A 26,975-nucleotide genomic window follows, 5' to 3' on the forward strand; every position below is an offset into this window, starting at 1 on the left:
ATGACGGGAACACGCATGGTGCGCATCGTTCGCTGGATCGCTCTCTGGTGCCTGGCCGGCCTCGTCGCGCCCGGCGTTGCGTTCGCGCAGGGCGTGCGCACGCCGGACGCCGGCGCGGCGCTGTCGATCGCGACCGGCAAGGGCGAGCTGTTGTCGCTGCCGGAGCCCGCGGTCGCGATGTTCGTCGCCGATCCGACCATCGCCGACATCCAGGTGCCGTCGCCGCGCACCGTGTTCGTGTTCGGCAAGAAGGCGGGCACGACCACGCTGATCGCGCTCGGCGCGAACCATCGGCCGATCCTGCGCAGGACGGTGATCGTGCAGGTCGACACGGCGTCGCTGCAGACGGTGCTCGACAGCCGCTTTCCACAGATGAAGCTGACGGTGTCCGGCGCGCCGGGCTCGCTGATGGTGTCGGGCAAGGTGCCGGGCGCGGCCGACGCGGACGCCGTGATGCAGTCGCTCGCGCCGTACCTGCACGACAAGGAAAAGATCGTCAACCGGCTGACGCTGTCGCGCCCGATCCAGGTGAACCTGCGCGTGCGGGTGACCGAGGTGAGCCGCAACGTCACGCAGCAGCTCGGCATCAACTGGAGCTCGCTCGGCGCCGCCGGCAACTTCGTCGGCGGGCTGTTCAACGGGCGCACGCTGTTCGACCCGACGAACGGCCTGTTCAACCTGTCGCCGACCGGCGCATTCTCGGTGCTCGGCGGCTTTCGCGCGGGGCGCTGGTCGATCGACGTCGTGCTCGACGCGCTCGATCAGGAAGGGCTGATCACGATGCTCGCGGAGCCGAATCTGACCGCGATGTCGGGCGAGACGGCGAGCTTCCTCGCGGGCGGCGAGATTCCGATTCCGGTTGCGCAGAGCGGCAACACGGGGGTGATCACGGTCGAGTACAAGCCGTTCGGCGTGTCGCTCGACTTCACGCCGACCGTGCTCTCCGACAACCGCATCAGCCTGAAAGTACGGCCGGAAGTGAGCGAGGTCGACGCGAGCAACAGCGTGACGACGGGCAGCATCAGGGTGCCGGCGCTCACCGTGCGACGCGTCGAGACGACGGTCGAGCTGTCGAGCGGGCAGAGCTTCGCGATCGGCGGGCTGCTGCAGAGCCAGACGGCCGACACCGTGTCGCAGATCCCGGGGCTCGGCCGGCTGCCGATCATCGGCCGGCTGTTTTCGTCGAAGAATTTCCAGGACAACAAGACCGAGGTGGTCGTGATCGTCACGCCGTACATCGTGCAGCCGACCGGGCCCGGCCAGCTCGAGCAGGCGATCGACACCGTCGCGCGGCCGAGCAGCGATCTGGAGTTCGCGGTGCAACACAACCTCGGGCTCGACCTGCTGTCGGGCGATACGCCGCGCCTCGTCGGCGCCGCGGGCTTCGTGTACTGAACCGGAGGGGCGCCCATGCGAGTTCGAATCACCGTCTCCGCACTGCTGCCGCTGGTGCTGGCGGGCTGCATGTCGGCGCCGCCGCCGCTTAACCTGCCCGACGCGCGGTCGATCGGCTTCGACGGCGTGCAGGCGGTGCGGCCCGACTGCGCGAAGCTGATGCAGCCGTCGCATCTCGTCGACGCGGGCTTCGGGCGGCCGGGCGTGCCGTTCGGCTGCGCGACCTACACGAACCTCGCGGCCATGCTCGCGCGACCGCAGGATCTCGTCGCGCCCGTGCCGTACGGCGGCGCCGACGCGGAAGTCGCGGCCGGCGCGGTGCGCCGCTACGTCGAGGATCGCGTGAAGCAGCCGACGCCCGGCAGGACGCAGACGACGACCGGCTCGCCCGGCCATTGAACCGATTCCCGAGGCCATCGCGATGCTGCCCATGAACGTCCTCGATCGCCAGAACGCCAAGCGCGCCGCGTCCGCCGGCGCGACGGATCTCGTCGCGGTCGTGTCCGATCCCGGCAGCGAGGACGTGATCCGGCGCGTCGCGCACGATTTGTCGATCACGCGTGCGCACCTGCAGACGGGCACCTGCGACGACGCGATCCGGTTGCTGCAGCAGCACGAGCGTTCGCCGCGCCAGCTGGTCATCGACGTGTCGGATTCGGTGCTGCCGGTGTCGGACCTGATGCGGCTCGCCGACGTGTGCGATCCGTCGGTGCGGGTCGTCGCGATCGGCACGCAGAACGACGTCGGGCTGTTTCGCAACCTGCTCGGCATCGGCGTGCAGGACTACATCGTCAAGCCGCTGACCGTCGAGCTGATGCGGCGCGCGCTGACGGCGACGGAATCGGTCGTGCAGGTGCGCACCGGCAAGATCGTCAGCTTCGTCGGCGCACGCGGCGGCGTCGGCACGACGACCATCGCGGTGAGCCTCGCGCGCTGCCTGGCGGGCGAGAAGCGCCGCCGCGTCGCGTATATCGACCTGAACCTGCATGGCGGCGGCGCGAACTCGATGCTCGGGCTGTCCAGCAACAACGGGCTGGTCGAGTTGCTGAACATGGAGCAGCGCCCCGACGACGCACTGTTCGACCGCATGTTCGTCACCAAGGGCGACCGCCTGCACGTGCTGTCGGCCGAGCTCGCATACGGCGCCGACGTGCCGCTGGGCGACGGGGCAATCGCGCGCCTGGTCGACATGCTGAAGGACCGTTTTCATTACGTGCTGTTCGACGTCGGCAGCGGCGCCGGCAAGCTGTTCGAGGAGGCGCTCGAGGCGTCCGATCTCGTCTACGTCGTCGCCGACCGCTCGGTGCACGCCGCGTACGAATCCGCGCGGCTCGCGCGCTTCATGCAGGAGCTGCCGGGCGAGCGGCAGCTGTCGATGGTGCTGAACAATCCGCTCGCGCCGGTCGCGGGCCGCGTCGAGCCGGCCGATTTCGCGAGCGCGTTTAGCGGCGCGACGCTGCGGGAGCTGCCGCACGAGCCGCAGACGCTCGCGGTCGCCGAAAACCTCGGCGAGCCGATCGAAGGCGCGAAGCGCCACGGCTTCCTGGACGGGATCCGGCAGCTCGCGAACGGCATCACCGGCGAACCGATGGCCGTCGTCGAACCGTGGTATGCGCGCTTCGTCAAGTGGAGGAAAGGATCGTGACGTTCGGTAACCGCAACCGTCCTTCGCCGGACCCCGCGCCGGCCGCCTCGCCCGCGGCGCCGCGCGCGCCGGCGCCGGAAATCGCGCCCGCGCCGCCGCCGGCCCGCGCGCCCGCGGCCGCCGACGCTCACGAGTCGCTGATCCGCTCCGGCAAGTTCGACGCGATCCGCACCGCGGTGTTTGCGTCGATGAACATGTCGGCGGCGCTGATGAAGACGCGCGACGAAGTGCGCGCGGGCATCGAGCAGGTGGCGGCGCACACGGTCGAGCGCGAGCGCCTGAAGATCACGGCCGGCGAGCAGGTGCTGATCGTCGACGCGATCCTGAACGACATGTTCGGCGTCGGCCCGATCGAGCCGCTGCTCGCCGACGAGACGGTCACCGACATCCTCGTCAACGGGCCCGACCAGGTCTACGTCGAGCGTGCGGGCCGGCTCGAGCTCACGTCGCTGAAGTTTCGCGACGACGCGCACGTGACGAGCGTCGCGCAGCGGATCGCGGCGGCGGTGGGCCGGCGCGTCGACGAAAGCAGCCCGATGGTCGACGCGCGCCTCGCCGACGGCAGCCGCGTGAACGTCGTGCTGCCGCCGATCGCGATGCGCGGCCCGTCGATCTCGATCCGCAAGTTCGCGAAGCGCGACATCACGCTCGCGCGGATGGCGCATCAGGGCAACATCTCGCATCCGATGCTGCAGGTGCTGAAGGTGGCGTGTACGTGCCGGCTGAACATCGTGATCTCGGGCGGCACGGGCTCGGGCAAGACGACGCTGCTCAACGCGCTGTCCCAGCATATCGAGCAGCACGAACGGATCGTGACGATCGAGGACGCGGCCGAGCTGCAACTGTTGCAGCCGCACGTCGTCAGCCTCGAGACGCGTCCGGAGAATACCGAGGGGCTCGGCGGCATCTCGCAGCGCGACCTCGTGCGCAACGCATTGCGGATGCGGCCCGACCGCATCATCCTCGGCGAGATTCGCGGCCCGGAGGCGTTCGACGTGCTGCAGGCGATGAACACCGGCCACGACGGCTCGATGACGACGATCCACGCGAACTCGCCGCGCGACGCGATCAGCCGGCTCGAGAGCATGGTCATGATGGCGAACGCGAACCTGCAGCTGCTGTCGATCCGGCGCCAGATCGCGAGCGCCGTGCACCTGTTCGTGCAGGTCGAGCGGATGCGCGACGGCGTGCGGCGCGTCACGCGGATTACCGAGATCGTCGGGATGGAGGGCGAGGTGGTCATCACGCAGGATCTGTTCGCGTTCCGTCAGGAGGGCGAAACGACGCGCGACGCGGTCAAGGGCGTGTTCGACGCGTCGTCGCTGCGGCCGGCGTTCGCGGCGCGCGCCGCGTATTACGGCGTCGAGGATGCGCTCGCCGAGGTGTTCCGCCAATGAGGGCCGCCGACGTGTTCGCGGCAGGCGCGTTCGTCGTGATCCTCGCGATCGGGCTCGCGCTGTCGTCGCTGCTCGATCGCGCGCGCCGCACGCCGGAGCAGCGTATTCGCGAGCGGATGCGGCGCCTGTCGCCGTTGCTCGCGGGCCGCGACGGGGGCGCGGCCGACGGGGCCGCCGTCGCGCTGTTCAATCTCGAACGCCGGCAGGGCCGCGCGCGCACGTGGCTGCGGCGCCACCTGACGCGCGTGCGCGCGGTCGGCGGCGAAGGCGGCGTGCGGATCGTCGTGGCCAGCACGATCGCCGGCGCGATCGCGGCGATCGTCGCGGTGAAGCTGATCGGGCCGCCGGGCTTCCTGCGTCCGCTGATCTTCATTGGACTGCCGCTGCTCGCGATGCGCGCCAGCTACCGCTCGCTGATCGAGCGCTTCCGGATCCGTTTTCTCGAAGCGTTCCCGGACGCGATCGACCTGATCGTGCGGGCCGTGCGCGCGGGCATTCCGGTCACGCAGGCGATCAGCACGGTCGGCGACGGCGCGGCCGAGCCGGTGCGCTCGACGTTCCGCACGATGGGCGACAGCCTGCGGGTCGGCGCGGATCTCAAGGACGTGCTCACGCAGGCGGCGGACCGGCTGATGATCGCGGACTTCTCGTTCTTCACCGTCTACCTGCTGCTGCAGCGCGAAACCGGCGGCAGCCTCGGCGAGACGCTCGACGAATTGTCGAGCATCATCCGCACGCGTCGCGACATCCGCCTGAAGACCCGCGCGCTGACCGCCGAAGGGCGGATCACGACGAAGATCATTTCGGCGGTGCCGTTCGTGATGATCGGCGCGCTGTTCCTCGTGAACCGCCCCTACGTGATGCTGCTGTTCACGACGCACGCCGGCAACACGATGCTGACGATCGCAGCCGGGCTGCTGACGGTCGGGCTGCTGTCGATTCGCAAGATCTCGAGACTGGATACCGCGCGATGACGATGTCGATGCTGGCCGCCCGCGGCCTCGAACTGCTGCTGTTGCTCGCCTGCGTCGGCGTGGCGCTCTTCACGCCCGGCGGCGGCACGCGCCGGCGCATCGCCATGCGCGTGCAGCAGGCGGCCGGGCAGCGCGCGCCGTCGCTCGCGGCGGGGCGGCTGCAGCCGGGTGAAGTCCGCCAGGGCCTGACGCGCCGGCTCGCGCAGCTCGGCGAGCGGCTGCCGGTGCTCGACCCGATGCAGCGCGTGAAGCTCGGCCTGCAATTGGCGCGTGCGGGCTTTCGCGACCGCCGCGCGGTGTCGTCGATGATCGGCATCAAGCTGAGCTGCGGCGTGCTGTTCGCGGGTGTCGCGATCGTGTTCAGCCCGTACATTCCACGGCTCGGCGAATACTTCGTGATCCGCGCGCTGGCGATGATCGCCGCGTTCGTGATCGGCGTGATCGTGCCCGAGTACGTGCTCGGCGCGATGATCCGGCGGCGGCGGCGGATCATCGCCGCGTGCTTTCCGGACGCGCTCGACCTGCTCGTGATCTGCACGATGGCCGGCAACAGTCTCGCTTCGGGCATCCGGCGCGTCGCGCACGAACTGGCGCGCATCTGCCCGCCGCTCGCCGACGAGCTGACGGTGTGCGCGGACGAGCTCACGCTGAGCGGCAACGTATCCGCCACGCTCACGCATTTCGCGACGCGCGTCGATTTCGCGTCGGCGCGCTCGCTCGCGACGACGCTCACGCAGTCGCAGCGGTTCGGCACGCCGATCACGCAGGCGCTGCGAACCCTGTCGCGCAGCGAGCGCACCGAGCAGATCGTCGCGCTCGAGGAAAAGGCTGCGAAGCTCGCGCCGAAGATCACGCTGCCGATGATGCTGTTCATCCTGCCGACGGTCGGCCTGATCGCGGCGGGCCCGGCGGCGATCCGCCTGCTCGAGGTACTGAAATGACACGATCCGTCGTACGCGCGTTTGCGCTCGCGGCCGTGCTGCCGCTGCTGGCCGGCGGCTGCGGCGCGCCGGGCGTCCAGACGCGGCCGGTGCTGTCGCACAAGAGCGACGACCCGCAGGCCGAACTGCGCATCGCGGACAGCGCGCTCGCCGGCGGTAACGTCGATCTCGCGTCGACGCTGTACGAGAAGGTGCTCGCGAAGCATCCCGATTCGCTCGCGGCGCGGCTGGGGCTCGGCGACGTCAACTATCGCGCCGGCGACCTGGAGCGCGCGCGGATCCTCTACGACGAAGCGCAGCGGCAGTCACCCGCGGAGCTTGGCCCGCGGCTCGGGCTCGCGCGCGTCGCATTGCGGCAGCGCCGGCTCGACGAAGCCGCGCAGCGCTATCGCGACCTGCTGGCCGCGCAGCCGAACCATCCGCTCGCGGCGGAAGGGCTCGGCACCGTGCTCGACCTGCAGGGGCGCCATGCGGATGCGCAGGCCGTGTATCGCGACGCGCTGCGCGCGCACCCGGACGCGCAGGGGCTGCGCATCGACCTCGGGCTGTCGCTCGTGCTGAGCAACCGGCCGCGCGAGGGCGTGAACGTGCTGCTCGACGTCGCGGGGCTGCCCGATGCGCCGTGGCAGGCGCGCCAGAACCTCGCGTTCGCGTATGGCGTGCTCGGCAACACCGATTCGGCGAAGAAGCTGCTGTCCGCGGACCTGCCCGCGTCGGCGGTGGCCGACAACCTGCGCTTCTACCAGGCGGTGCGCGCGCGGCTCGCGTCGCGCGGGGCTGCCGGCGGCGCGCCGCCGCTGTCGGGTGCGGCGCTGGAGTCGGGCGTCGCGCCGCCGGGAGCGGGGGCCGCAAAATGACACGCGGGGCGACGCTCGCCCGCCGCGCGCGCGGCGTCGTGTCCCTCGAGTTCGTGCTGATGCTGCCGTTCCTGCTGATGGTGCTGATCGGCATCATCGACACCAGCCTGATCCTGTGCGACAAGGCCGTCATCACGAACGCGAGCCGCGAGGCCGCGCGCGCCGGCGTCATGCTGCGCGTGCCGATGCTGACCACGACGCAGATCGCCAACGTCGCGCAGACCTACATGCAGAACAGCCTGATCACCGGCGGCACACCGACGTCGCCGGCCGTGACCGTGACCCAGGCGAACGGCACGACGTCGGGCACCGCGCTGACGGTGACGGTGACCTACACGTATTCGGGGATGGTGCTCGGTTCCGCGTTCAGTGCGCTGACCGGCCCGGTGACGGTCTCGGCCACTTCGGTGATGCTTTATGAATGACGCGGGCGACAAGCGCGCTCCCGGCCCCGCGCGGCAGCGCGGCTCGGTCGCGCTGTTCTTCCTGCTGTTCCTGATTCCGCTGCTGTCGTTCGGCGCGCTGGCGATCGACGTCGCGTGGGTCGCCACGGTGCGCAACCAGTTGCAGAACGCCGCCGACGCGGCCGCGCTCGCGGGGGCCGACGCGATGATGTCGCCGAGCGGCGGCGCGCTGAACTGGTCGCAGGCCGCGCCGGCGGCAAACGGCGTGATCGCGCAGAACTCGGCGGCCGGCGCCGCGCTGTCGACCGGCACGGTGACCACCGGCTACTGGAACGTGACGCGCAGCCCCGCATCGATGCAGGCGACGACCATCACGCCCGGCTCGTACGACGTGCCGGCCGTGCAGGTCACCGTGACGCGCGCGCCGGGCGTGAACGGCGGCTCGATTCCGCTGCTGCTCGGCGGGCTGCTGGGGATTCCCGGCGCGTCCGGCAGCGCGACCGCGGTGGCGGTGCTGGCCGCGCCGGGCGGGGTGGCGGCCGGCGGACTGTTTCCGATCGCGATCGACCAGTGCGTGTACAACCAGTACTGGAACGCGGCGACCAACCAGCCGCTGATCAATCCGCTGACGGGCCAGCCGTACGAGTTCTCGATCACGAACGGCCAGACCTACGGCACGCTGTGCATGGGCGGGCAGTGGACGTCGTTCCAGTCGACGGCGTCCGACACGACGACGATGGGCGGGCTGATGGTGACCGGCAACCCGACGACGCTCAATATCGGCGACAGCATCTACCTCGCGACCGGCGTGAAGGCGACGCTCTACACGTCGGTGCCGGTCGGCACGACGGTGGTGCTGCCGGTCGTCACGCAGACGTCGACCAGCACCTACGTGCCGATCGTCGCGTTCGCGGCGTTCCGCATCGACGTGTCGCTCGGCGGCACGTACAAGTACATCCAGGGCCACTTCGTCGCCGGCGTGAAGATGACCGGCGTCGCAACCGGCGTCGGGCCGTACTACGGCGTGTACGTGCCGCCGCGGCTCGCGCTGTGAGCGCCGGACCGCGCACGGCGCAGCAGCACGAGGAGGGCGGCGAGCGTCACGACCGGGCCGATCTGCGGCAGCAGCAGCCCCGGGTTCAGGTATTCGTAGAGCGGCAGCGCCCACATCAGCGCGATCGTGGCCTGCTCGCCGCGCAGCCAGCCGTCGCGCCAGCCGATCGCCAGCATGCACGCGACCGCGATGCCGAGCCACGCGAGCTCGTAATGCCACACGTACGGGTTTGCCGCGAGCGTCGCGACCGCCAGCACCGCCGCGCGTAAGCGGGTGTCGCGCGAGCGCGTCCACACGACGCATGCGGCCGCGATCGCGATCGCCGCGACGCACGCGTGCGCGGCATACGCGGCGCCGAGCGGCAGGCCGGCGAGGCGGAACGCCGCGAACGGCGTCGGCGACGCGAACCAGAACATCACGCCGTGCTCGAGAATGAGCGCCCGCGCGAGCCCAGTGTTGGCGACGAACAGGCGCAGCGACTCGACGCCGCACACCAGCACGCTCAACGCGCCTAACGCGGCCGTGGCGAGCGCGGCCCACGCGATCGTGCGCCACGCGCGCGCGGCGACCAGCACGAACGGGAACAGCAGCGCCATCTGCGGCTTGACCGACAGCAGGCCGATGCAGAGGCCGGCCCACATCGGCCGCCGGTCGGCCCAGTAGACGGCCAGCGCCGCGCACGAAGCGGTCAGGAACGCGTTCTGCCCGAGCATCGCGGTGACGAACACGCACGGGGCGCCGACTAGCGCGAATGCGCCGATGCGCCGCACGCCGGGCGTCGCGCCGAGGCCCGACACGCGCCATGCGGCAAACCCGAACACGACGATGCCGAGCGCGACGAACAGCGGATAACCGATCGCAAAGGGCAGCAGTGCGAACGGCGTCACGAGCAGCAGGTAGGTGGGCGGGTACAGCCACGCGACGAGGCCTTCTGTGCGGAAATACGGGAACATCGAGGCCGCCAGCCGCGAGAAGGTCGGGAAATCGTACGCCTGCCATGGTGCGCCGTGCAGCATCACGTACGACGCCGACCAGAACACCGAGTAGTCCGCGCCCGGGCTCGCGATGGTCGTGCCCGGCGTGTAGCGGATCACGTACGTCCAGATCGCCAGGAACAGCGCGTGGAACACGAGCACGAACGCGCTGTACGCGACGACGCGCCGCGGCGTCAGCCACGCGCGGACGGGGCGCTCCGCCGAGCGCATCGATTGCCGGGGAATGTCCATGCGCCGCGTGCCGGTTACTTGACGGAGATTTTCCTGGCGGCGTGGCTGGCGGCCGCGGGTGTCGCCGGCCGGCGGCGGGCCGCATGCGCGCGCTTGAGCGGGAACTGCAGCAGCTTCGACGCCGGATGCGCGGCGGCATCCCGCTCGGCGCGGTAGCGCCCCCGCACCAGATAGACCGGGCGCTGCTTCGACTCGTGATAGATGCGGCCGAGGTATTCGCCGATCACGCCGATGCCGACCAGCTGGATGCCGCCGATGAACAGCACGACGGAAATCAGCGACGCGTAGCCATGCACCGGGTTGCCGAGCAGCAGCGTGCGCACGACGATGAACGCGCCGTAGACGAGCGCGAGCATCGCGAACGTGAGGCCGACGTAGGTCCACACGCGCAGCGGCACCGTGCTGAAGCTCGTGATGCCTTCGAGCGCGAAGTTCCAGCGCTTCCATCCGGAGAACTTCGACCGGCCGCCGCTGCGCGGCGCGCGCGTGTATTCGACGATCGCGGTGCGAAAGCCGACCCACGCGAACAGGCCTTTCATGAAGCGTCGCCGCTCGGGCAGCGCGCGCAGCGCGTCGACGACCTGACGGTCCATCAGCCGGAAATCGCCGACGTTCTCCGGCATCTCGACTTCGGAGAGCCGGTTGTGCACGCGGTAATAGAGCGCGGCCGCCGCGCGCTGCAGGTAGGGGTCGCACATCCGGTCGGTGCGCTTCGCGGCAACGACCTCGGCGCCCGCGAGCCAGCGTTCGATCATTGCGGGAATCAACGCGGGCGGGTCCTGCAGGTCGGCGTCGATCAGGATTACCGCGGCGCCGGCCGCTTCGTCGAGGCCGGCGGTGAGCGCGGCTTCCTTGCCGAAACGGCGGGTGAGATCGACGACGCGCACGCGCGGGTCGCCGGCCATGACCTCGAGCAGCCGGTCGAGCGTGCTATCGCGGCTGCCGTCGTTGATGCAGACGATCTCGAAGCGGACCGTGTCGAGCGACTCGAGGACGGGCAGCGTTTCGGCAAAGAATGCGTCGATCGTTTCGTCTTCGTCGTGAAACGGCACGACGAGCGAGACCAGCGGCTTTCTGGCGTGCGTGGGCATGCGTCCCCCGAGAGATCCGGCCTGCGCTGCACCGTATGGATTCGGTTGTCGTCCATCGCAGGCCGGACGACAGGCGTTACGATCATTGTAGGCAGAAATCGGCGATTCGTAATACCGATGCGCGGGTTGTGCGGCGGGTTGTTGCGCCGTCGACGCACGGTTCGCCGACGGCCGTCGGCGCGCGCGGGCGCCGGGACGAGGTTTTTCGATGTCGAAGGAGAGCGCGATGCAAGTTCAGGACCTGACCGGCGCGGCGCTGGACTACTGGGTGGCACTGGCCGAAGGCCTCGGCGCACCGTGCGTCGCGGGCGGCGCATGCCGGGCGATCCGCGAGACGGGCGGCGCGAGCGTGTCGTTCGCGTCGTCGTCGTCGTCGTGGGCGGACGGCGGCCCGATCGTCGAGCGGCTGCCGTTCGCCGCGTTCGAGCGCGACGGCGGGCGCGGTGCGTGGCGGGCCGTGCTGCACCGTGCGGTGCCGGCCGCCGGCGAGCGCTGCACGTTCAACCAGTCGGGGCCGACGCTGCTGATCGCCGCGATGCGCACGCCCGTCGCGTCGACCTTCGGCGACGACGTGCCGGATCTCGACATGTCGAAACCGCGTTGAGCGTAGCCCGTCGCGTTGCGGCGCGTGGTGCTCGTTGCTTCTGGTGCCTCCTGCCTTCTATCCGGCGGACAGATTCCGGATCGCGATCGACGCGACATCGACGCGCCGCGGCAGGATCGCATCCGCCGCCGCGCGATCGGCGACGCGTTGCAGCACGTCGATGTCGGCGCCGCTGAGGCTGCGTTGCGCGAGCGCTGCGCGGCGCGCGATGTCGGCGGCCGCGTCGGGCGGCAGGCGCGTCAGCGACGCATAGACGGTCGCGTAGTCGGCCGGGTGCGCGAGCGCCCATTGGCCCGCGCGGGTCAGCCGTGCGAGCACGTCTGCGAGCGCCGCGCGTTTCGCGCGGTCGTCGAGCGTGTCGACCGGCGACGTGAGGAACGCGAGCCCCGAATTGATGCCGCTGCCGTCGCGGATGATGCGCGCGCCGCGTCGCACCGCATGGCCGTAGTACGGGTCGAAGGTCGCCCAGATGCCGATCCGCCTGGCTTCGAATGCGGCGAACGCATCGACGGGCAGCACGAAACGCACGTCGACGTCGCGCGGCGCGAGACCGTGTTCGCGCAGCGCGCCGTACAGCTGATATTGCGAGATGCTGCCGCGCGCGGACGACACGACGACGGTTTGCCCTTTCAGGTCGGCGACGGTGCGGACCGGCGAGTCGGGCTGCACGACGATGCCGAGCGACGCCGGTGAGCCGACGCGCGTCGCGACGATCCGCAGCGCCGGATCGCCGAGCGCGGCCGTCAGCACGGGCAGGTCTCCGGCCGGTGCGAGATCGATCGCGCCCGCGCGCTGTGCCTCGAACAGCGGCGCGGCGCCCTGGAAATTGGCCCAGCGGAACCGGTACGGCGTGCCGTCGAGCACGTGTGCGGCTTCGGCCAGCGCGCGCAGGCCGCCGGCCTGGTCGCCGAGCACGAGCGTGACGCCCGACAGGTCGGCGCCGGCCGCGCGGGCTGGCAGTGCGATGCCGCCGGCGAGCGGCGCGGCGGCGAGGGCGGCAAGACGCTGCAGCACGCGGCGGCGTGTCGTGGCGGAAGAGGGGTTCATTGGCGGCATATCCTCGGTGATCCGCGCGCGTGCGGCGCGGCTGCCGGGCAGGTTACGGAATCGGTTTCCGGCCGACAAACATCGAATCGTGAAATGCATATTCGCGTGGCGACGGGCGGGGCGGCCGATCGGGACACTTGACGCCCGACGCCCGACGCCCGACGCCCGACGCCCGACGCCCGACGCCCGACGCCCGACGCCCGACGCCCAACGCCCAACGCCCAACGCCCAACGCCCAACGCCCAACGCCCAACGCGCGGGCGGCTTATGCGGCCGACGAAACCGTGCGCAGGAACGCCCGCACCGCCGGCGCCTTTTCGAACCGACGGTGCGCGAGCGCGAGTTCCGACATGATCGGCTTGCCGGCGATCGGCCGGTACACGACGCCCGGCAGCGACACGCAACCGGCCAGCGCATCGGGAATCACGGCGACCCAGCCGTTCACGGACACGCACGCGAGCACTGCGAGCAAGCCGCCCGGCCGCGCGGCGATCACCGGCGCGAAGCGGCCGCGGCGCGCGACTTCGAGCGTGCCGAGCTCCTGTTCCGGCACCGCGAAGCGTGCATCGGCGAGGTCGGCCGCGCGCACGGCCGCCATCGACGCATAGCGCGAATCGGCCGGCACGGCCGCGACGAACACGTCGCGCTGCAGCGTGACGATCCGCAGGCCGCCGGGCAGAGGCAGCGGCGGGCGCACGTACGCGAGGTCGAGCCGGCCCGCGTCGAGCTGGTTCGCGACATCGTCCATCGGCACTTCGCGCAGGTTCAGCTCGATGCGCGGGTGCGCGGCGCGAAACGCGCCGACCGTGCGCTGCAGCGTGCCCGAATAGACGGCGGACGATACGTAGCCGATCTCGATCCGGCCGAGTTCGCCGCGCTCGGCAAGCGCGGCGAGTTCGCGGCCGCGCTGCAGGTGCTCGAACGCGGCGCTCGCCTCGGCGAGATAGGCCTCGCCGGCCGCGCTCAGCGTGACCGCGCGGCGCGACCGGTGAAAGAGCCGCACGCCGAGCACGCGTTCGGCTTCCTGGATCTGCCGCGTGAGCGCGGGCGGCGCCATGTCGAGCGCGTCGGCCGCGCGGGCGAAATGCAGGTGCTGCGCGACGCTCAGGAATGCGCGCACGTGACGGAATTCGAGCCGGTCCATGATTGCAATTTTCGTCAATAAAACAGCATCGGAATGTCAATGACAGGCAATACGGGGCAAGCCTAGCATACGGCTCGTTCATCCTGCTTCGGAGTTACCGATGTCCCAATCCTCTCCGGCGTCGCGTGCGGCCACCGCCCCGCAAGCGGGTGCCCGCCTGCCGGCCGCCGTGACGCTTGCCGTCGCGTCGGCGACCTGTTCGCTGATCGTGCTCGACACGAACGTCGTCGCCGTGTCGCTGCCGAGCATCGCGCGCAGTTTTCATGCGAGCTTTGCCGATATCGAATGGGTCGTCAGCGCGTACATGACCGCGTTCGCCGCTTGCCTGCTGCCGGCCGGCGGGCTCGCCGACCGCTTCGGGCGCAAGCGGATGCTCGGCGCGGGGCTTGCGCTCTTTTTTCTCGCGTCGCTCGGCTGCGGCGTTGCGCCGTCGGCCGGCTGGCTGATCGCCGCGCGCGCGCTGAAGGGCGGCGGCGCCGCGCTGCTGCTGACGGCCGCGCTCGCGGTGATCGCGAATCGTTTTCCGGAAGGGCGCGAACGGGCGCGCGCGTGGGCGATCTGGGGGATGTGCATGGGGATCGCGACGGCGATCGCGCCGCTCGTCGGCGGCGCGATCACGCAATGGATCGGCTGGCGCTGGGTGTTCCTGCTGAACCTGCCCGTCTGTGCGCTGCTGGCGGTGGGCGCGCGCGTCGCGATCGACGAATCGCGCGATCCGCACGCGAAACGCGTGGACGCCGCCGGCAGCCTGCTGTTCGGCGCGGCGCTCGCGTGCGCGATCGCCGCGCTGATCGGCGCACCGTCGCACGGCTGGCTGTCGGTCGCGACGCTCGGCCGGCTCGCGCTCGCCGCCGCGCTGTTTGCCGCTTTCATCGGCGCCGAGCGCTGGCAGGCGCGGCCGATGATCGATCTCGCGCTGTTCCGCCAACCGCGCTTCGTCGGTGCCGTGCTCGCGATGTTCGGTTATGCGGCGTGCGCACAGGTGATGATGACGTTCCTGCCGCTGTACCTGCAGAACGCGTTCGGGATGTCGGCGATCGACGCGGGCCTCGGGATGCTGCCGTTCGCGTTCGCGATGATCGCAGGGCCGTCGATCGGCGCGGCGCTTGCCGCGCGCGTGTCGTCAGGCGGCGTGCTGGCGGGCGGGCTCGCGCTGATCGGCGCGGGCAACCTCGCGACCGCGGCGCTGACAGCCAGCGGCGACTACCGGCTCGTCGCGATCGGCATGTTCGTGACGGGTTGCGGCGCCGGGATCATGAACGGCGATACGCAGAAGGCGATCATGGCGTGCGTGCCGCCGGACCGCACGGGCATGGCGTCGGGCATCAGCACGACGACGCGCTTCTCGGCGATCGTGACGGCCGTCGGCGTGCTCGGCGCGGTGCTGGCGGCGAGCACGCATGCGCGGCTCGACCGGCTGCTGTCCGCCGCGCCCGGCCTGCGCGCGTTCGCCGACGCGCCGTTCATGTCGAGCCTGCTGGCCGGCGATCTGGCGCAGGCGCTCGACCGCGTGCCGCCGTCGGCAGCCGGCGCGCTCGCCCAGGCAGCGCCCATCGCGTTCGCGAGCGGGTTTGCCGATGCGCTCATGGTGAGCGGCGTGCTCGCGCTCGTTGCGTCAGTCGTTGCATACAAGTTGCTTGCGCAACCGATGCGCGACGCGTAGCGGGGCGTTTTGGGCATGTTTCGCACGCGCCACGACAGAATCATCAAGCTTGCGCGTCCCGGTTTCGTGCAGCGTATTCAAGATGTCATCGACGATCGAGAATCTGTTGCACGTGCTCGCTGCGCTGTCGATCGGCACGCGGCCGTACATGCCGGCGGAATTCCATGGACGCGAAGCGTGTGACGTCGCGCACGATCCTGTTGTCGACGCTCGGGTTGATCGTGTTGCTGTCGGTATTGCCGATGATCGCGCGCCACGGCTGATGCCGTGCGCGGCCCGCGGATCGGGTTGCGTCAGCGCTTCAGCGCGTCGCGACCGGTTTCGGCATCGTGCAACGTGCGGGTCGCGTCGTGCAGCTTGCGCTGCTTGTCGGCAAGCTTGCGCTGTGCCTTCGCGAGCTTGCCCGTGTCGCCGCGTGCTTCGGCTTGCCGCAGGTCCGATTCCGCGTTGCGCACTTCAGCCTGCGCCTTCTCGACGTCGCGCTGCTCGTCACGCACCTTGCGTTCGGCGCGCGCGAGCTGGCCCGCATCCGTGCAGTTCGCGCGGACCTTCTCCAGCGCCGCCTGCTGGTGCATGGCCTGTTGCGTATTGCCGTGCTGCTTCGCGTAGTCGATCTGCGTCTGCAGCGCGTGGATGCGCGTCGCGCAGTCCTGCGTATCGGCCATTGCGGCGGAGCTGGCGAGCAATGCGATCGGGAGCGTGATGGCGATCAGGGTGTTTTTCATCAGGGATTCCTCGGTGTGCTGCCCGTGGCAGAGCTTGTTGTTGGAGACGTGCATGACGACGCATGGCCGTTCGCTGGACTGCATTGTGCAAGGGCGGACCGGCGCGGGTAAATAGGATCAGTCTGACATGCGGTCTGCGACGCGCAGAGGAAATGCGCGATCGGATTGGCGGATCGAGCCGGATCGCCGATGTATTGGCCGCGAGCAGGGTACGCGTAGCCCCGTGGCGATCGATGCGACGACAACCGGTGCGATGCGCGTGCGGCGACATGACGCGCGTTCGCCGTGGTTCAGTGCGATTTCGTCGTGTGGCGCTGCTGACGCGCGACGCGTGCGACGAGCGGCCGGCGCGCAGCGCGGCAGTGCGTTGCCTTGCGTGCTCGCGGCGGACGTGGCGGCTCGGGCGCGGGCGCCGCCGGTTCGGTTGCGGACGCAACCGCCGCAACCGCCGGCAGCGCGGCCTCGGCGTCGAGCCAGCCGCGCGTCGCTTCGGCGATCAGCCCGCGCAGCCAGCGCACGCCTTCGACGCACGATCCCGATTCGTTCCACGTCATCCGGTACACGATATCCGCCGGTTCGACCGGCAGCGCGACCGCGGCGAGCGGCAGCAGCTTCGCGTAGTGCCGCGCGAGCCGGTACGTGGTGGTCAGGATCATGTCGGAGCGCACGAGCGCATGCGCGGCGAGTTCGAAGTGCGGCAGCGTGACGACGATTCGCCGCAGCAGGCCCACGCGTTCAAGCTGCCGATCGATCGCGCCGGACGCTTCGAGCCACGACGGCGTCGGGCACAGCTGCGGCGCTGCCGCGAAATCGGCGGCCGTCATCGCGCCGCGCCGCGCGAGCGGATGCGTCGCGCGCATCAGGCATACGACGCGATCGTCGAACAGGTCGTCCTGCCGGAACCGCGACGAGCGGGCCGGGCGATTGTCGATCACGACGTCGAGTTCGCCGTCGGCGAGTGCGCGCTCGTCGTCGAAACCGTCGCCGAGCGGATGGAACACGAGCTGCGCGTTCGGCGCGCGCTCGCGGAACAGCGCGACGAGCTTCGGCACGAACAGCACGTTCAGATAGTCGGGGCAGCCGATCCGGTAGGTGCGCACCGACGTGCGCGCGTCGAACGTCGGCTGCTGGATGCGGATGAAGTCGATCACGCGCAGCGCGTTGCGCAGCGGTTCGATCAGCCGCGCGCCGAACTCGGTCGGCACCATCCCGTAGCGGCTGCGCACGAGCAGCGGATCGCCGAGCAGCGTGCGCAGCCGCTTGAGCGCGGCGCTCGTCGCCGGCTGCGACATGTTCAGGCGCACGGCCGCACGCGATACGGTGCGCTCGGTCAGCAGCACGAGCAGGATGCGCATCAGCCGTGCATCCAGTACGTCGAGCACGTCCGTGGCGGTGGACGCGTTGCGGGGCAGGGAGGTCGGATCTAGCGGGTCCCGCATGCCGATACGCCTCCCGGCGGCACAGAGCACGAACCCGAGCCCGAGCGCGACGCGGCAGCCGGCCGGCGGCCCGTCATTTTGCGAAGGTTCCCGGCCAGCCGACGATCCGCTTCGGGCGCGGCGGCGCGTATGTGCGGACCTTCGACGTCTTCAGCTTCAGGCGTACCAGCGACTCGGCGAGCGCGACCGCGGCCGATACGCCGTCGACCACCGGCACGCCCGTGCATTCCTCGATCTGCCGGTCGAGGCCGGCCATTCCGCCGCAGCCGAGGCAGATCACTTCCGCGCGATCGTCCTTCACCGCGCGCTGCGCCTGGCCGACGATCGACTCGATCGCGCGGGCCGGGTTCTCTTCGAGCTCGAGCACCGCGAGGCCGCTCGCGCGCACCGACGCGCAGCGCGCGTCGAGCCCGGCGAGCTTCAGGCGATCCTCGATCAGCGGCACCGTGCGGTCGAGCGTCGTGACGACCGAGTAGCGATGCCCGAGCAGCATCGCGATGCTCGCGGCCGCTTCGGTGATGTCGACGACGGGCACCGTCAGCAGTTCCTGCAGGCCTTCGCGGCCGTGTTCGCCGTAGCCGGCCTGGATCACCGCGTCATACGGCTCGTCGTAGCTCAACACGCGATCCATCACGGCGATCGCCGCGAGGTAGCTCTCGAAGTTGCCTTCGACCGACTCCGCGCCGAAGCGCGGCGTCAGCCCGACGATCTCCGTGCCGGGCGACGCGGCGGCCCGCGCCTGCGCGGCGATCGCGTCGGTGATCGACTCGGTCGTGTTGACGTTGACTACCAGGATCCTCATCGGGCACTCCGTATGCGTGGGTTCAGTGTTGCGCGCAGGCGACCGCGATGTGTTCGCCCGAGCGCTCGTCGTATTGCCGTTTGCGATCGGCCAGCAGCCAGTACACGCTGCCCGCGATGGCCGCGCCGAGCAGCCAGGAGAACGGCGTCATCGCGCTGAAGGCCGGCACGACGGCGAGCGTGATCGAGATCAGCGCGGACGGCACGAGCGCCGCGAGCGCCTTGCGGTTCACGCCGCGCGTATAGAAATAGGCGCCGGTCGGCGCTTCGGTATAGAGGTCGGGCACGTTCACGCGCTGCTTGCGTACGAGCCAGTAGTCGACCGTGATGATCCCGTACAGCGGGCCGAGCAGCGCGCCGAGGCCGGACAGGAAGTAGACGATCACGATCGGGCTGTTGTACAGGTTCCACGGCAGGATCAGCACGGCAATCGTCGCGCTGATCAGGCCCGCGCGGCGGAACGACAGGCGGTGCGGCGCGAGGCTCGTCAGCACGAAGGCCGGTGCGACGAAGTTCGCCATGATGTTCACGGCGACCGTAACGATCAGGAATGCGAGGCAACCAAGCACGAGGAACAGCTTGTTCGGCACCGTCGCGATGATTTCCGTCGGGCTGTGGATGATCTGGCCGTTCAGCTTGAACTGCGCGCCGGCGAGCACGAAGCTGATCGTCGCGAACACGAGGATGTTCACCGGCAGGCCCCAGAAATTGCCGACCCGCACCGTCTTCGCGCTCGGCGACGAGCGGGCGAAATCGCAGAAGTTGAGCACCAGCGTGCCGTAGATCGCGAGCCACAGCGAACCGCCCGCGAAGACCTCCGTCCACATCTTCACGCCGGTCATCGGCTTGCCGATCGACATCGCGAGATGGCCGCCCGTGCGGCTGAACATCCACGCGGCGAGCGACAGCGTCGTGACGAGGATCACCGGGCCGGCGAGCCCCTCGTACTTGCGGACCATTTCCATCCCGTACGTGAGGATGCCGATCTGCACGAGCCAGATCGCGACGAACGTGATCCAGCCGAGCGTCGACAGCCCGAAGATCGCGTTCCGGTCGAATGCGGCGAGGCCCGGCCAGATCGCGGTGAGCAGCACGCGCAGCACGACGGACGCGAGATAGGTCTGGATACCGAACCAAGCGATCGCGATCACCGCGCGGATCATCGCGGGCAGCAGCGCGCCGTAGATACCGAAGCTCATCCGGCTGATCACCGGGAACGGCACGCCGGTCTTCTGGCCCATGTAGCCGGTGAGGTTCATGAAGCAGTACACGAGCACCGCGCCGATCGCGAGCGACGCGAGCATCTGCCAGCCCGACAGGCCGAGCGCGAACAGCCCGATCGCGAACGAGTAGTTCGCGATGTTGTGCACGTCGTTGGTCCACAGCGCAAAGATGCTGTAGCGGCCCCAGGTCCGGCCCTCGGCCCTGGTCGGCGCGAGGTCGGGGTTGTGCAGCCGCGGGCTCAGCGCGGGGGCGCGCGAGGCCGTGTCGGATCGATGCGATGCGTCGTCCGCGCCGAGCACGAGGCCCGGGCGGTGAGTGGCTTCCAGTTGCACGCCGTTGTCTCCTTCCATGTGCGGGGCGCGAAACCGGCAGCGTGTACACGCTGCGCCGGCTTGGCCGCCGTGGACCTTATGTCTCGGATTTGTTCGCGAGTATGGGCGGCCGGCGCGATGATGGGAAATTAAATATTCGGCTGGGCGTCATTTGAAAAATGAATGGAATGCCGTCGGCAGCGGCGGCCGGGCGCGGCATGCGAATTGCTCGCCAGCGGGCTCCATCCACATCGACATCAGCGGAGGTGTCATGCAGCGATATTCATTTCGTCATGTATCGCGAGCCGTCTTCGCCGGCATCCTGATCGCGGGCCTTGCGGCAGGCGCGGGTTGCCAGAAGAAGAGCGACAGCGGCGAGTCGGGCGCAACGAGCGGCATGTCGGCTGCGCCGTCCACCGCACCGTCGGGCATGCCGGGCAGCGGAGCGGCCGGAAGCGGCGCAAGCATGCCTGGCGCCGCTTCCGCGCCGGGCGGCGCGAGCGGCGGCTGAAGGGCGGCTGCGCGACTGGGAGGACGGCGCGCAAGTGCGCCGTTCGCGGATCGAGTGCCGTGCGGGCTTCGCACGGGCGCAGGGTGGCGCGCGTGTGCGCGGCCGTGCGCATGAAAGATTTGCAAGGACCGTTGTAGCGATTCCAGGACCGGCGGCGCCGGCTCGAGCCGGCGCACGCCGGCCGGACAGGAGGTGCGATGCAGAACGCGGAATCGAACCCTGACCCGCAAAAGCAGCGGGAACAGATCGAGAAGAGCCCGGTAAAGACGCCGGCGGCCGGCGACATGCCCGACGCGGCGACCCAGGCCGCCGAGGTGGCGCGGCACCCGCTGACGCCGGAGGCGGTCGCGGGGAAAATGCCGACCGGCCTGCCGCCGATCGACGTCGGCGCGCACGCGGTCGACAGCGGAGACCCCGTGCGGCGCGCGGCCGGCCGGATCGTCACGCTCGACAACGCGAACATGGCGATGACCGACAACACGGTCGACGTCGACGGCAAGGGCATGGAAGCGGCCGCGGGCGCATCGGAGTGGCACGACAACGTGATCCATTCGAATGCGTCGCTCGACGACGCGGTCGATACGCCCGACGAAGGGCTCGGCGGGATCGAGAGCCGCCCGTCCGGCAACCTGCCGCAGATCGCGACGCGGCCGGGCTGGCGCGTGCGCCATGTCGGCGATGTCGATATCGCTGTCGAGCACGGCACCGGCACGCGCGCCGAGCATGTGATCCGTCTCGAGCGGGTCGACTGATGCCGAGGCTGGAGATCATCCGGCGGCCGGCGCAACCGCACCGGCCGCCGCGACCGTTTGGAGCCCTTACTGCGGGCCCAGCTCCAGTGCCGACGTATCGGCATCGTTGCCCTGTGCAACGAGCACGTGAATGTCGTTCGGCGTCACGTCGCCGATCCCGCCCGACGGAATCGTCAAGAGCAGCCAGTCGGCGTTGTTGTTGATGGTGACCGGCGCGGTCTTGAGGATCGGTGCTTTGCTGCCGGCCACCGTGACGATCACCTGGTAGCTGCCGCCATTGAGGTAGATCGAATCCTGCGTCGATGCCGGCACCGCGTTCTGGTAGGCCGCGCCCGCCAGCGTCGGGCTTTGCGTCGAGATGTCGGTGCCGGGCGGAACGACGTATACGTCGACGTTCTGCGCGTTCGGCGACGCGTTGAAGCTGCGCACGCGCGCCTTGTCCGACAGCAAGCCCTTGTTGTACGGATCGTCGATGACGGAAATCGCCGACGACTTGCTCGGCAGCGCGATCGTCGTGTAGTGATGGCCGTTCGCCGCGCTGAACGATTGCGCGGCGATGGTCGTCGTCGTGCCCGAGATGTCGTAGCTCGCGTTCTGCGTGCCCGAGTCGATGTCGTGATAGCGCGTCACGCCCTTGTACGCGACACCCGCCTGGTCGATCTTCGCGTTCAGGTAGTAGTCGAGGTTCGGCCCGGCCGGGACCGCGTTGATGAAGCGCGCCTGCGGCTTCGAGATGCCGAGTTCGGTGCCGACGTCGTTGCCGTCGCCGCCGCACGCCGCGAGCACGGAAATGACGGAGCACAGGGCCACCAGTGTTCGTATTGATTTCATGTCGTCCTCTCGTTCAGGGAACCTGCTGGCGACGCGGGAACGCCGCGCTGGATCGCGCGGTGCGCAGCGCAGGTTGGGTGAAGGATGCTGTCCGCCGGGGAGGCGGGCGCGTCGATGGCGCAAGCGATGTGCCTGCGCGGTCGACGAGGGCGGGAAACCCGCGCCCGCGCGCGTGGGGTGGCGGCGCGGGCGCGAAACGAGGGCGGGTGTGTGGCGAACGAGCCTGACGCGGGCGGTTGTAAAAAAGGGCAGCGTCGCGGCAGGCGACGCGTTGCGTCAGCGGTTCACGAGTTTTGCCGGATACGCGAGCGCGAGTGCGCAGCCGACCAGCATGCACGCGGCGAAGCCATACAGCCCCGCGCTTTGCGAATGGAACGTGTCGCGCAGCCAGCCGATGAAGTAGGTGCTGCCGAACCCGCCGAGGTTCGCGATCGAGCACGCGAACGCGATCCCGCCGGCCGCGGCGGAGCCCTTCAGGAACGTGGACGGCAACGCCCAGACGACCGGCATCGCGGCAGCCGCGCCTGCGTTGATCAGCGAAAACAGCAGTACCGTCCCGAGCGTGCCGTGCAACGACGAGGCCGCGATCGCCAGCGCGACGGCCGACACCACGAACGGTACGACGATATGCCAGCGGCGTTCGCGCGCGCGATCCGAGCTCGCGCCGCAATACAGCGTGGCGAGCACGGCCGCGGCATTCGGAATCACCATCAGCCAGCCGATGTGATACGCATCCTTCACGCCGGTGTCGCGCAGGATCGTCGGCAGCCAGAAGCTCACCGCATACAGGCCGAGCAGCACGCACAGGTCGATCAGGCCGAGCGCCCATACCTTCGGATCGGAGAAGGCCTTGCCGAGCGCGTGGCTCTTGTTGCCGGACGGATCGGCGTCGAGATTCGCGCGCAGCATCCGCTTTTCGTCCGCGTTTAGCCATTGCGCGGATTCGATGCTGTTGGGCAGCCAGCGCAGCACCGCGAAGCCGAGCAGCACCGACGGCAGTGCTTCGAGCAGGAACAGCCACTGCCAGCCGCCGAGCCCGTGCGTGCCGTCGAACGCGCGCATGATCCAGCCGGAGATCGGGCTGCCGATCATGCTCGACAGCGGCAGGCCGACCATGAACAGCGCGACGATCCGTGCGCGGCGCGCATCGGGATACCACTGCGTCAGGTACAGCAGCACGCCCGGCAGGAAGCCGGCTTCGGCGGCGCCGAGCAGGAAGCGCACGACGTAGAACTGCATCGGCGTGTGCACGAACATCGTCGCACCCGACAGCAGGCCCCACGTGATCATGATCCGCGCGATCCACAGCTTCGCGCCGACGCGCTGCAGCACCAGGTTGCTTGGGACTTCGAACAGGATGTAGCCGGCGAAGAACAGGCCGGCGCCGAGCCCGTACACGGTATCGCTGAACTTCAGCGCGTCGAGCATCTGGAGTTTCGCGAGCCCGATATTGATGCGGTCGAGATAGGCCGCGAAGTAGCACAGGCAGAAGAGGGTGATCAGGCGCAGCGTGACCTTGCGATAGAGATTGCCGTGCTGCGCGTCGTCGGGGGAAACGGCGGCGCTCGGGTGTGCGGTAGACATGGGATTGCCCCTGTTCGAGTGTGACGGATGAATGGGTGGCCGATCGACGCGGGCGGACATTTCGCCGCGCACTGGAGTCTGTATATCACGGCAATTAAATAGCGTACACACTAGAAAATACCGAATCGCACAGGCATGAATCCGGCCGCTTGGAGGTAAGTGTCTGCATGAGAAAAACCGCGCTTTTGATAGGGCTTTTGACGATCTAAAACGCATGTGGAAATGGCCTGCGAGCGCGCGAAAGCATGCACAAAATTCGTGCGTATGCGCTCAAAAGTGAAGTGTGTGCGCGAGAGTGTGTCGCAGCGTGCAAATGCACGTGAGGCAGCAGGCCCGGACGCACGGGGCGACCGTTAGGCGACGGCATCGGCCGGTGATCCGCCGCCGTCAGGCGATCGTCAGGCGCGATGCGTGCCGGGTGCCGCTAATCCTGATGCACCGCAATGAAGCGGCCGCCCGGCCGCCGGTTGCGCCAAATTGAGGGTGTACACTGCTTGTCTTTCACTTGCATGCGGCACAGGCCTTCACTTTCATGGCGTCTTCCAAGGATTCCTACGACTTTCACGACCAGATCGGACATTTGCTGCGCCGTGCGTATCAGCGGCACGTGTCGATCTTCCAGGAAGCGATCCCCGATTCGGATCTCACGGCCGCGCAGTTCGTGACGCTGTGCGCGGTCAAGGAACGCCAGGCGTGCTCGCTGAACGACATCGTCAAGGCGACCGCGATCGACCAGGCGACGATTCGCGGCGTCGTCGAGCGCCTGAAGACGCGCGCGCTGATCGAGGTGCTGCCCGACCCGAACGACGGCCGCAAGCTGATCGTGCGCGCGACCGCGACCGGGCTCGCGCTGATCGACCGTACTGTGCCGTTCGCGAGGCAGGTCACGGAGCGCACGTATGGCGCGCTCAATCCGGGCGAGCGGGTCGCGCTGCAGTTCCTGCTGCGCAAGATGATGGAAGAAGACGGCGAAGCGTGATGCGCACGCGGGGCGCCGGCCGGCCTACGCAGCGCCGGCGGTTGCGGGCGCAGCGGCTTCATCGGCGCTCATCAGCCGGCCGGCCTCGCGCAGCGCCGCGCGCACCGCTTCGGGCGTAAACGGCGGCGCGTAGAACCGCACGCCGGTCGCGTCGAACAACGCGTTCGCAACCGCCGCAGGGCCCGGCACCGACGCCGATTCGCCCGCGCCGAGCGGCGGCTCGCCTTGTCTCGGCATCAGCACGACATCGACGTCCGGCACTTCCGCGAACGTCAGGATCGGATAGCTCGCCCATTCGCGCGACGCGACCTTGCCGTCCGCGAACCGCACGCGCTCCTTCAGCGTGCGGCTCAATACCTGGATCACGTTGCCGTGGATCTGGTGGCGCACGCCATCCGGGTTGATCATCGTGCCGGTGTCTTGGCCGACCGTCACGCGTTCGATGCGTATCTCGCCCGACACGCGATCGACGCTCAGGTCGACGATCCATGCCGACCACGCCGCGCCGAAACCGGGGAAGCGGCTGTGCACGTAGCGCGCATACGCGACGCCGCGACCGCGCGCGAGGCGCGCGCCGTCGTGTTCGCGATGCGCGTGCGCCGGGCGCGGCGTCCAGCCCGCGCGGTCGGCCACGGCCTGCAGCAGTTCGGTCGCGCGCGTGTCCTGCAGATGGCGCAGCCGGAATACGAGCGGATCGATGCCCGTCAACGCCGCGCATTCGTCGACGAACGCATCGTGCGCGAACGAGTTCGGCAATGCCGACACGCCGCGCAGCCACGACGCACGCACGAGCGGCGCGAGATCCTCGCAGACGAAGCGGCGATGCGGGCTCGCGTACGGCGACACGGCCGTGCGATCGCCCATCTCGAACACGCGCGGCTCGGGCGCGATCGTGCCGGTCAGCAACGCCGCGAGCAGCGGCGCGTCGTTCGACGGATAGCGCGTCGTGAAGTCGTAGCCGAGCAGGCGGCCGTCGCGGGTGACTGTGCCGGTTACCTGCATCGACTGGCCGGCGCCTTTCGGTTCCCATAGATGCTCGTCCGCACGCGACAGTTGCACGCGCACCGGGCGGCCGACCGCACGCGACAGCAGCAGCGCGTCGCCGCACACGTCGTCCGCGCCGTTGCGGCCGTAGCAGCCGGCCGCTTCCATCCGCACGACGTCGAAATCGGCTTCGTCGCGCGCGACGAGCGTCGCGAGGTCGTAGCGCAGCGATACGGGATTCTGCGTGCCGGACCACACGGTGATCCGGCCGTCGCCCGGTTCCCGGTAGTCGGCGAGCGCGCATGACGGGCCGATCGAGCCGTGCATCTGGAACGGCCACGCATAGGTGCGCGACAGCGTGATCGTGTCGGGCAACGCGCGCGCCGCGTCGACATCGCCTTCGTCGAGCAGCACGCGGCGCTTGGCCGGCGCGGCGGCGATCGCGGCGGCCGGCTCGTCGAGCGGCGGCAGCGCGGTATGCGGCCGCCACGTCACGCGCAACTGGCGCGCCGCGCGGATCGCATGTTCCTCGCGTTCGGCAACCACGCCGACGAAATCGCCGATCGCGACGACAGCCACCAGCCCCGGCACGTCGGCGACCGACGCGCGATCGACGTCGACGAGCGACGTGCCGACGAACGGGCCGCTGTCGTGGCCCGCATACGGCGGCCGCACGACACGGCCGTGCAGCATGCCCGGCACGCGCATGTCGTGCACGAACGTGAGCTGGCCGGTCGCTTTCGCGGGCAGGTCGACGCGCGGCGCCGACTTGCCGACGATCCGGTACAGCGCGGGATCTTTCGTGCGCGTGTTCAGGTCCAGCGTCAGCGCGATGCGATGCATGGTGACGAGCGCCGCGAACGTCGCCGTTTGCCCGTCCGCCGAAATGGTCCCGTTGTCGATAACCAGCCGCTCCACGTCGACACTGAACCGCTCGGCGGCAAGCGCCAGCAGCGCGTGGCGCGTCTGCGCGGCCGCGCAGCGCAGCGGCGTCGCGGAAATCTGGATCGTCGCGCTCGCGATGGTCGGGCCCTGGTTCGGTGTCGCGGCCGTGTCGCCGAGCACCATCGTCACGCGTGCGGCCGGCACGTCGAGTTCCTCGGCGACGATCTGTGCGAGCGACGTGCGGATGCCGGTGCCGAGATCGACGTGTCCGTTGAACGCGAGGATGCGGCCGTCATCGAGAATCGCGACGAAGACTTCGGGCAGTGCCGGCACGTAGGACGACAGGCTGCCCGGCTGGCCGGGCGCCGGCTTGGGCGGAGGTGCGGGCGGGCGGATCACGGTCAGGCAGCCGTCGCGCACGAGCAATTCGGAACGGTTCACGGGGAAGGTGTCCTGTCGGGAGCGGCGCGGCCGGCGACCGGTTGCGGCGGAGAGGGTTCGGGCGGC

The 26,975-nt window shown here is 69.6% G+C and carries 25 protein-coding genes; 14 read left to right on the forward strand and 11 right to left on the reverse strand.

Annotation, left to right across the window (positions count from 1 at the left end; genetic code table 11):
* The first annotated feature begins 15 nt into the window (after positions 1-15).
* The 9 genes from MRS60_RS17995 to MRS60_RS18035 are packed head-to-tail and all read left to right on the forward strand — an operon-like array spanning position 16 to position 8,667.
* Positions 16-1,395, forward strand: a complete 1,380-nt coding sequence (locus MRS60_RS17995; RefSeq protein WP_034179893.1) for a type II and III secretion system protein family protein — start codon at positions 16-18, stop codon at positions 1,393-1,395.
* Positions 1,396-1,410: 15 nt separating this feature from the next.
* Positions 1,411-1,794, forward strand: coding sequence for a CpaD family pilus assembly lipoprotein (locus MRS60_RS18000; protein WP_243566325.1), 384 nt, complete (start codon positions 1,411-1,413; stop codon positions 1,792-1,794).
* A 22-nt stretch (positions 1,795-1,816) separates the two neighbouring features.
* Positions 1,817-3,040, forward strand: coding sequence for an AAA family ATPase (locus MRS60_RS18005; protein WP_105390878.1), 1,224 nt, complete (start codon positions 1,817-1,819; stop codon positions 3,038-3,040).
* The gene (locus MRS60_RS18010) at positions 3,037-4,437 is read left to right on the forward strand and encodes a CpaF family protein (RefSeq protein ID WP_131947757.1); all 1,401 of its coding nucleotides are present in this window, start codon (positions 3,037-3,039) and stop codon (positions 4,435-4,437) included. The genes MRS60_RS18005 and MRS60_RS18010 overlap by 4 nt, the downstream gene beginning before the upstream one ends.
* The gene (locus MRS60_RS18015) at positions 4,434-5,411 is read left to right on the forward strand and encodes a type II secretion system F family protein (RefSeq protein ID WP_243566326.1); all 978 of its coding nucleotides are present in this window, start codon (positions 4,434-4,436) and stop codon (positions 5,409-5,411) included. The genes MRS60_RS18010 and MRS60_RS18015 overlap by 4 nt, the downstream gene beginning before the upstream one ends.
* The gene (locus tag MRS60_RS18020) at positions 5,408-6,352 is read left to right on the forward strand and encodes a type II secretion system F family protein (protein ID WP_217590623.1); all 945 of its coding nucleotides are present in this window, start codon (positions 5,408-5,410) and stop codon (positions 6,350-6,352) included. Before MRS60_RS18015 ends, MRS60_RS18020 begins: the two co-directional genes overlap by 4 nt.
* Positions 6,349-7,209, forward strand: a complete 861-nt coding sequence (locus tag MRS60_RS18025) for a tetratricopeptide repeat protein (protein ID WP_243566327.1) — start codon at positions 6,349-6,351, stop codon at positions 7,207-7,209. The genes MRS60_RS18020 and MRS60_RS18025 overlap by 4 nt, the downstream gene beginning before the upstream one ends.
* Positions 7,206-7,634: a TadE/TadG family type IV pilus assembly protein gene (locus MRS60_RS18030; RefSeq protein WP_105392121.1), complete on the forward strand. Its 429-nt coding sequence runs from the start codon at positions 7,206-7,208 to the stop codon at positions 7,632-7,634. Before MRS60_RS18025 ends, MRS60_RS18030 begins: the two co-directional genes overlap by 4 nt.
* Complete coding sequence (locus MRS60_RS18035) at positions 7,627-8,667, forward strand: TadG family pilus assembly protein (RefSeq protein ID WP_034179885.1); 1,041 nt, start codon at positions 7,627-7,629, stop codon at positions 8,665-8,667. The genes MRS60_RS18030 and MRS60_RS18035 overlap by 8 nt, the downstream gene beginning before the upstream one ends.
* On the opposite strand, the gene MRS60_RS18040 is transcribed toward MRS60_RS18035, so the two are convergent.
* Both MRS60_RS18040 and MRS60_RS18045 read right to left on the reverse strand, forming a co-directional pair.
* Entirely contained in the window at positions 8,631-9,893 is a 1,263-nt protein-coding gene (locus MRS60_RS18040; RefSeq protein ID WP_105392123.1) for a glycosyltransferase family 87 protein, read from the reverse strand. The two genes, MRS60_RS18035 and MRS60_RS18040, sit on opposite strands and share 37 nt — an antisense overlap.
* 14 nt (positions 9,894-9,907) lie before the next feature.
* The gene (locus MRS60_RS18045; protein WP_243566328.1) at positions 9,908-10,984 is read right to left on the reverse strand and encodes a glycosyltransferase family 2 protein; all 1,077 of its coding nucleotides are present in this window, start codon (positions 10,982-10,984) and stop codon (positions 9,908-9,910) included.
* 226 nt (positions 10,985-11,210) lie between these two features.
* On the opposite strand from MRS60_RS18045, the gene MRS60_RS18050 reads away from it, so the two are divergent.
* Positions 11,211-11,588 (forward strand): phage protein NinX family protein, encoded by a 378-nt coding sequence (locus tag MRS60_RS18050; RefSeq protein WP_243566329.1) that lies wholly within the window; start codon positions 11,211-11,213, stop codon positions 11,586-11,588.
* Between the two features lie 57 nt (positions 11,589-11,645).
* Here MRS60_RS18050 and MRS60_RS18055 read toward each other — a convergent pair whose 3' ends face one another.
* Positions 11,646-12,635 (reverse strand): ABC transporter substrate-binding protein, encoded by a 990-nt coding sequence (locus MRS60_RS18055; protein ID WP_131947765.1) that lies wholly within the window; start codon positions 12,633-12,635, stop codon positions 11,646-11,648.
* Between the two features lie 265 nt (positions 12,636-12,900).
* Positions 12,901-13,779: a LysR family transcriptional regulator gene (locus MRS60_RS18060; RefSeq protein ID WP_034179881.1), complete on the reverse strand. Its 879-nt coding sequence runs from the start codon at positions 13,777-13,779 to the stop codon at positions 12,901-12,903.
* Between the two features lie 100 nt (positions 13,780-13,879).
* Between MRS60_RS18060 and MRS60_RS18065 the strand changes: the two genes are divergently transcribed.
* Positions 13,880-15,442 carry an MFS transporter gene (locus tag MRS60_RS18065; protein ID WP_243566330.1) on the forward strand — a complete coding sequence of 521 codons (1,563 nt, stop codon included), beginning with the start codon at positions 13,880-13,882 and terminating at the stop codon, positions 15,440-15,442.
* Between the two features lie 293 nt (positions 15,443-15,735).
* Here the strand turns inward: MRS60_RS18065 and MRS60_RS18070 are convergent, their stop codons facing one another.
* From MRS60_RS18070 to MRS60_RS18085, 4 genes are all read right to left on the reverse strand, one after another.
* On the reverse strand, positions 15,736-16,167 hold the full coding sequence (locus tag MRS60_RS18070; RefSeq protein WP_175748595.1) for a DUF1090 family protein: 432 nt from the start codon (positions 16,165-16,167) through the stop codon (positions 15,736-15,738).
* Positions 16,168-16,457: 290 nt separating this feature from the next.
* Entirely contained in the window at positions 16,458-17,606 is a 1,149-nt protein-coding gene (locus tag MRS60_RS18075) for a LysR family transcriptional regulator (protein WP_243566332.1), read from the reverse strand.
* Positions 17,607-17,679: 73 nt separating this feature from the next.
* Positions 17,680-18,408 carry an aspartate/glutamate racemase family protein gene (locus tag MRS60_RS18080; RefSeq protein WP_034179877.1) on the reverse strand — a complete coding sequence of 243 codons (729 nt, stop codon included), beginning with the start codon at positions 18,406-18,408 and terminating at the stop codon, positions 17,680-17,682.
* A gap of 22 nt (positions 18,409-18,430) precedes the next feature.
* Entirely contained in the window at positions 18,431-19,981 is a 1,551-nt protein-coding gene (locus tag MRS60_RS18085; RefSeq protein WP_175748592.1) for an NCS1 family nucleobase:cation symporter-1, read from the reverse strand.
* Between the two features lie 232 nt (positions 19,982-20,213).
* Between MRS60_RS18085 and MRS60_RS18090 the strand changes: the two genes are divergently transcribed.
* Entirely contained in the window at positions 20,214-20,453 is a 240-nt protein-coding gene (locus tag MRS60_RS18090) for a hypothetical protein (protein ID WP_161785049.1), read from the forward strand.
* Positions 20,454-20,650: 197 nt separating this feature from the next.
* Entirely contained in the window at positions 20,651-21,205 is a 555-nt protein-coding gene (locus MRS60_RS18095) for a DUF3005 domain-containing protein (RefSeq protein ID WP_105392129.1), read from the forward strand.
* Positions 21,206-21,271: 66 nt separating this feature from the next.
* Here MRS60_RS18095 and MRS60_RS18100 read toward each other — a convergent pair whose 3' ends face one another.
* Positions 21,272-22,036, reverse strand: a complete 765-nt coding sequence (locus MRS60_RS18100; protein ID WP_034179873.1) for a DUF4397 domain-containing protein — start codon at positions 22,034-22,036, stop codon at positions 21,272-21,274.
* 276 nt (positions 22,037-22,312) lie between these two features.
* A complete protein-coding gene (locus MRS60_RS18105; protein ID WP_243566333.1) occupies positions 22,313-23,620 on the reverse strand; it encodes an MFS transporter in 1,308 nt (435 codons plus the stop codon).
* 532 nt (positions 23,621-24,152) lie between these two features.
* Here MRS60_RS18105 and MRS60_RS18110 point away from each other — a divergent pair.
* Positions 24,153-24,599 carry a MarR family winged helix-turn-helix transcriptional regulator gene (locus MRS60_RS18110; protein ID WP_034179871.1) on the forward strand — a complete coding sequence of 149 codons (447 nt, stop codon included), beginning with the start codon at positions 24,153-24,155 and terminating at the stop codon, positions 24,597-24,599.
* A gap of 24 nt (positions 24,600-24,623) precedes the next feature.
* On the opposite strand, the gene MRS60_RS18115 is transcribed toward MRS60_RS18110, so the two are convergent.
* The gene (locus MRS60_RS18115) at positions 24,624-26,909 is read right to left on the reverse strand and encodes a xanthine dehydrogenase family protein molybdopterin-binding subunit (protein ID WP_243566334.1); all 2,286 of its coding nucleotides are present in this window, start codon (positions 26,907-26,909) and stop codon (positions 24,624-24,626) included.
* Positions 26,910-26,975: the final 66 nt, after the last annotated feature.

The sequence above is a fragment of the Burkholderia pyrrocinia genome (assembly GCF_022809715.1).
Lineage (GTDB): Bacteria > Pseudomonadota > Gammaproteobacteria > Burkholderiales > Burkholderiaceae > Burkholderia > Burkholderia pyrrocinia_C.

What these genes read in the sequence shown, in the direction of transcription:
- MRS60_RS17995 (WP_034179893.1), top strand. Translation starts at nt 16, where the DNA reads ATGGTGCGCATCGTTCGCTGGATCGCTCTCTGGTGCCTGGCCGGCCTC.
- MRS60_RS18000 (WP_243566325.1), top strand. Translation starts at nt 1,411, where the DNA reads ATGCGAGTTCGAATCACCGTCTCCGCACTGCTGCCGCTGGTGCTGGCG.
- MRS60_RS18005 (WP_105390878.1), top strand. Translation starts at nt 1,817, where the DNA reads ATGCTGCCCATGAACGTCCTCGATCGCCAGAACGCCAAGCGCGCCGCG.
- MRS60_RS18015 (WP_243566326.1), top strand. Translation starts at nt 4,434, where the DNA reads ATGAGGGCCGCCGACGTGTTCGCGGCAGGCGCGTTCGTCGTGATCCTC.
- MRS60_RS18020 (WP_217590623.1), top strand. Translation starts at nt 5,408, where the DNA reads ATGACGATGTCGATGCTGGCCGCCCGCGGCCTCGAACTGCTGCTGTTG.
- MRS60_RS18025 (WP_243566327.1), top strand. Translation starts at nt 6,349, where the DNA reads ATGACACGATCCGTCGTACGCGCGTTTGCGCTCGCGGCCGTGCTGCCG.
- MRS60_RS18030 (WP_105392121.1), top strand. Translation starts at nt 7,206, where the DNA reads ATGACACGCGGGGCGACGCTCGCCCGCCGCGCGCGCGGCGTCGTGTCC.
- MRS60_RS18035 (WP_034179885.1), top strand. Translation starts at nt 7,627, where the DNA reads ATGAATGACGCGGGCGACAAGCGCGCTCCCGGCCCCGCGCGGCAGCGC.
- MRS60_RS18040 (WP_105392123.1), bottom strand. Translation starts at nt 9,893, where the DNA reads ATGGACATTCCCCGGCAATCGATGCGCTCGGCGGAGCGCCCCGTCCGC.
- MRS60_RS18045 (WP_243566328.1), bottom strand. Translation starts at nt 10,984, where the DNA reads ATGCCCACGCACGCCAGAAAGCCGCTGGTCTCGCTCGTCGTGCCGTTT.
- MRS60_RS18050 (WP_243566329.1), top strand. Translation starts at nt 11,211, where the DNA reads ATGCAAGTTCAGGACCTGACCGGCGCGGCGCTGGACTACTGGGTGGCA.
- MRS60_RS18055 (WP_131947765.1), bottom strand. Translation starts at nt 12,635, where the DNA reads ATGAACCCCTCTTCCGCCACGACACGCCGCCGCGTGCTGCAGCGTCTT.
- MRS60_RS18060 (WP_034179881.1), bottom strand. Translation starts at nt 13,779, where the DNA reads ATGGACCGGCTCGAATTCCGTCACGTGCGCGCATTCCTGAGCGTCGCG.
- MRS60_RS18065 (WP_243566330.1), top strand. Translation starts at nt 13,880, where the DNA reads ATGTCCCAATCCTCTCCGGCGTCGCGTGCGGCCACCGCCCCGCAAGCG.
- MRS60_RS18070 (WP_175748595.1), bottom strand. Translation starts at nt 16,167, where the DNA reads ATGAAAAACACCCTGATCGCCATCACGCTCCCGATCGCATTGCTCGCC.
- MRS60_RS18075 (WP_243566332.1), bottom strand. Translation starts at nt 17,606, where the DNA reads ATGCGGGACCCGCTAGATCCGACCTCCCTGCCCCGCAACGCGTCCACC.
- MRS60_RS18080 (WP_034179877.1), bottom strand. Translation starts at nt 18,408, where the DNA reads ATGAGGATCCTGGTAGTCAACGTCAACACGACCGAGTCGATCACCGAC.
- MRS60_RS18085 (WP_175748592.1), bottom strand. Translation starts at nt 19,981, where the DNA reads ATGGAAGGAGACAACGGCGTGCAACTGGAAGCCACTCACCGCCCGGGC.
- MRS60_RS18090 (WP_161785049.1), top strand. Translation starts at nt 20,214, where the DNA reads ATGCAGCGATATTCATTTCGTCATGTATCGCGAGCCGTCTTCGCCGGC.
- MRS60_RS18095 (WP_105392129.1), top strand. Translation starts at nt 20,651, where the DNA reads ATGCAGAACGCGGAATCGAACCCTGACCCGCAAAAGCAGCGGGAACAG.
- MRS60_RS18100 (WP_034179873.1), bottom strand. Translation starts at nt 22,036, where the DNA reads ATGAAATCAATACGAACACTGGTGGCCCTGTGCTCCGTCATTTCCGTG.
- MRS60_RS18105 (WP_243566333.1), bottom strand. Translation starts at nt 23,620, where the DNA reads ATGTCTACCGCACACCCGAGCGCCGCCGTTTCCCCCGACGACGCGCAG.
- MRS60_RS18110 (WP_034179871.1), top strand. Translation starts at nt 24,153, where the DNA reads ATGGCGTCTTCCAAGGATTCCTACGACTTTCACGACCAGATCGGACAT.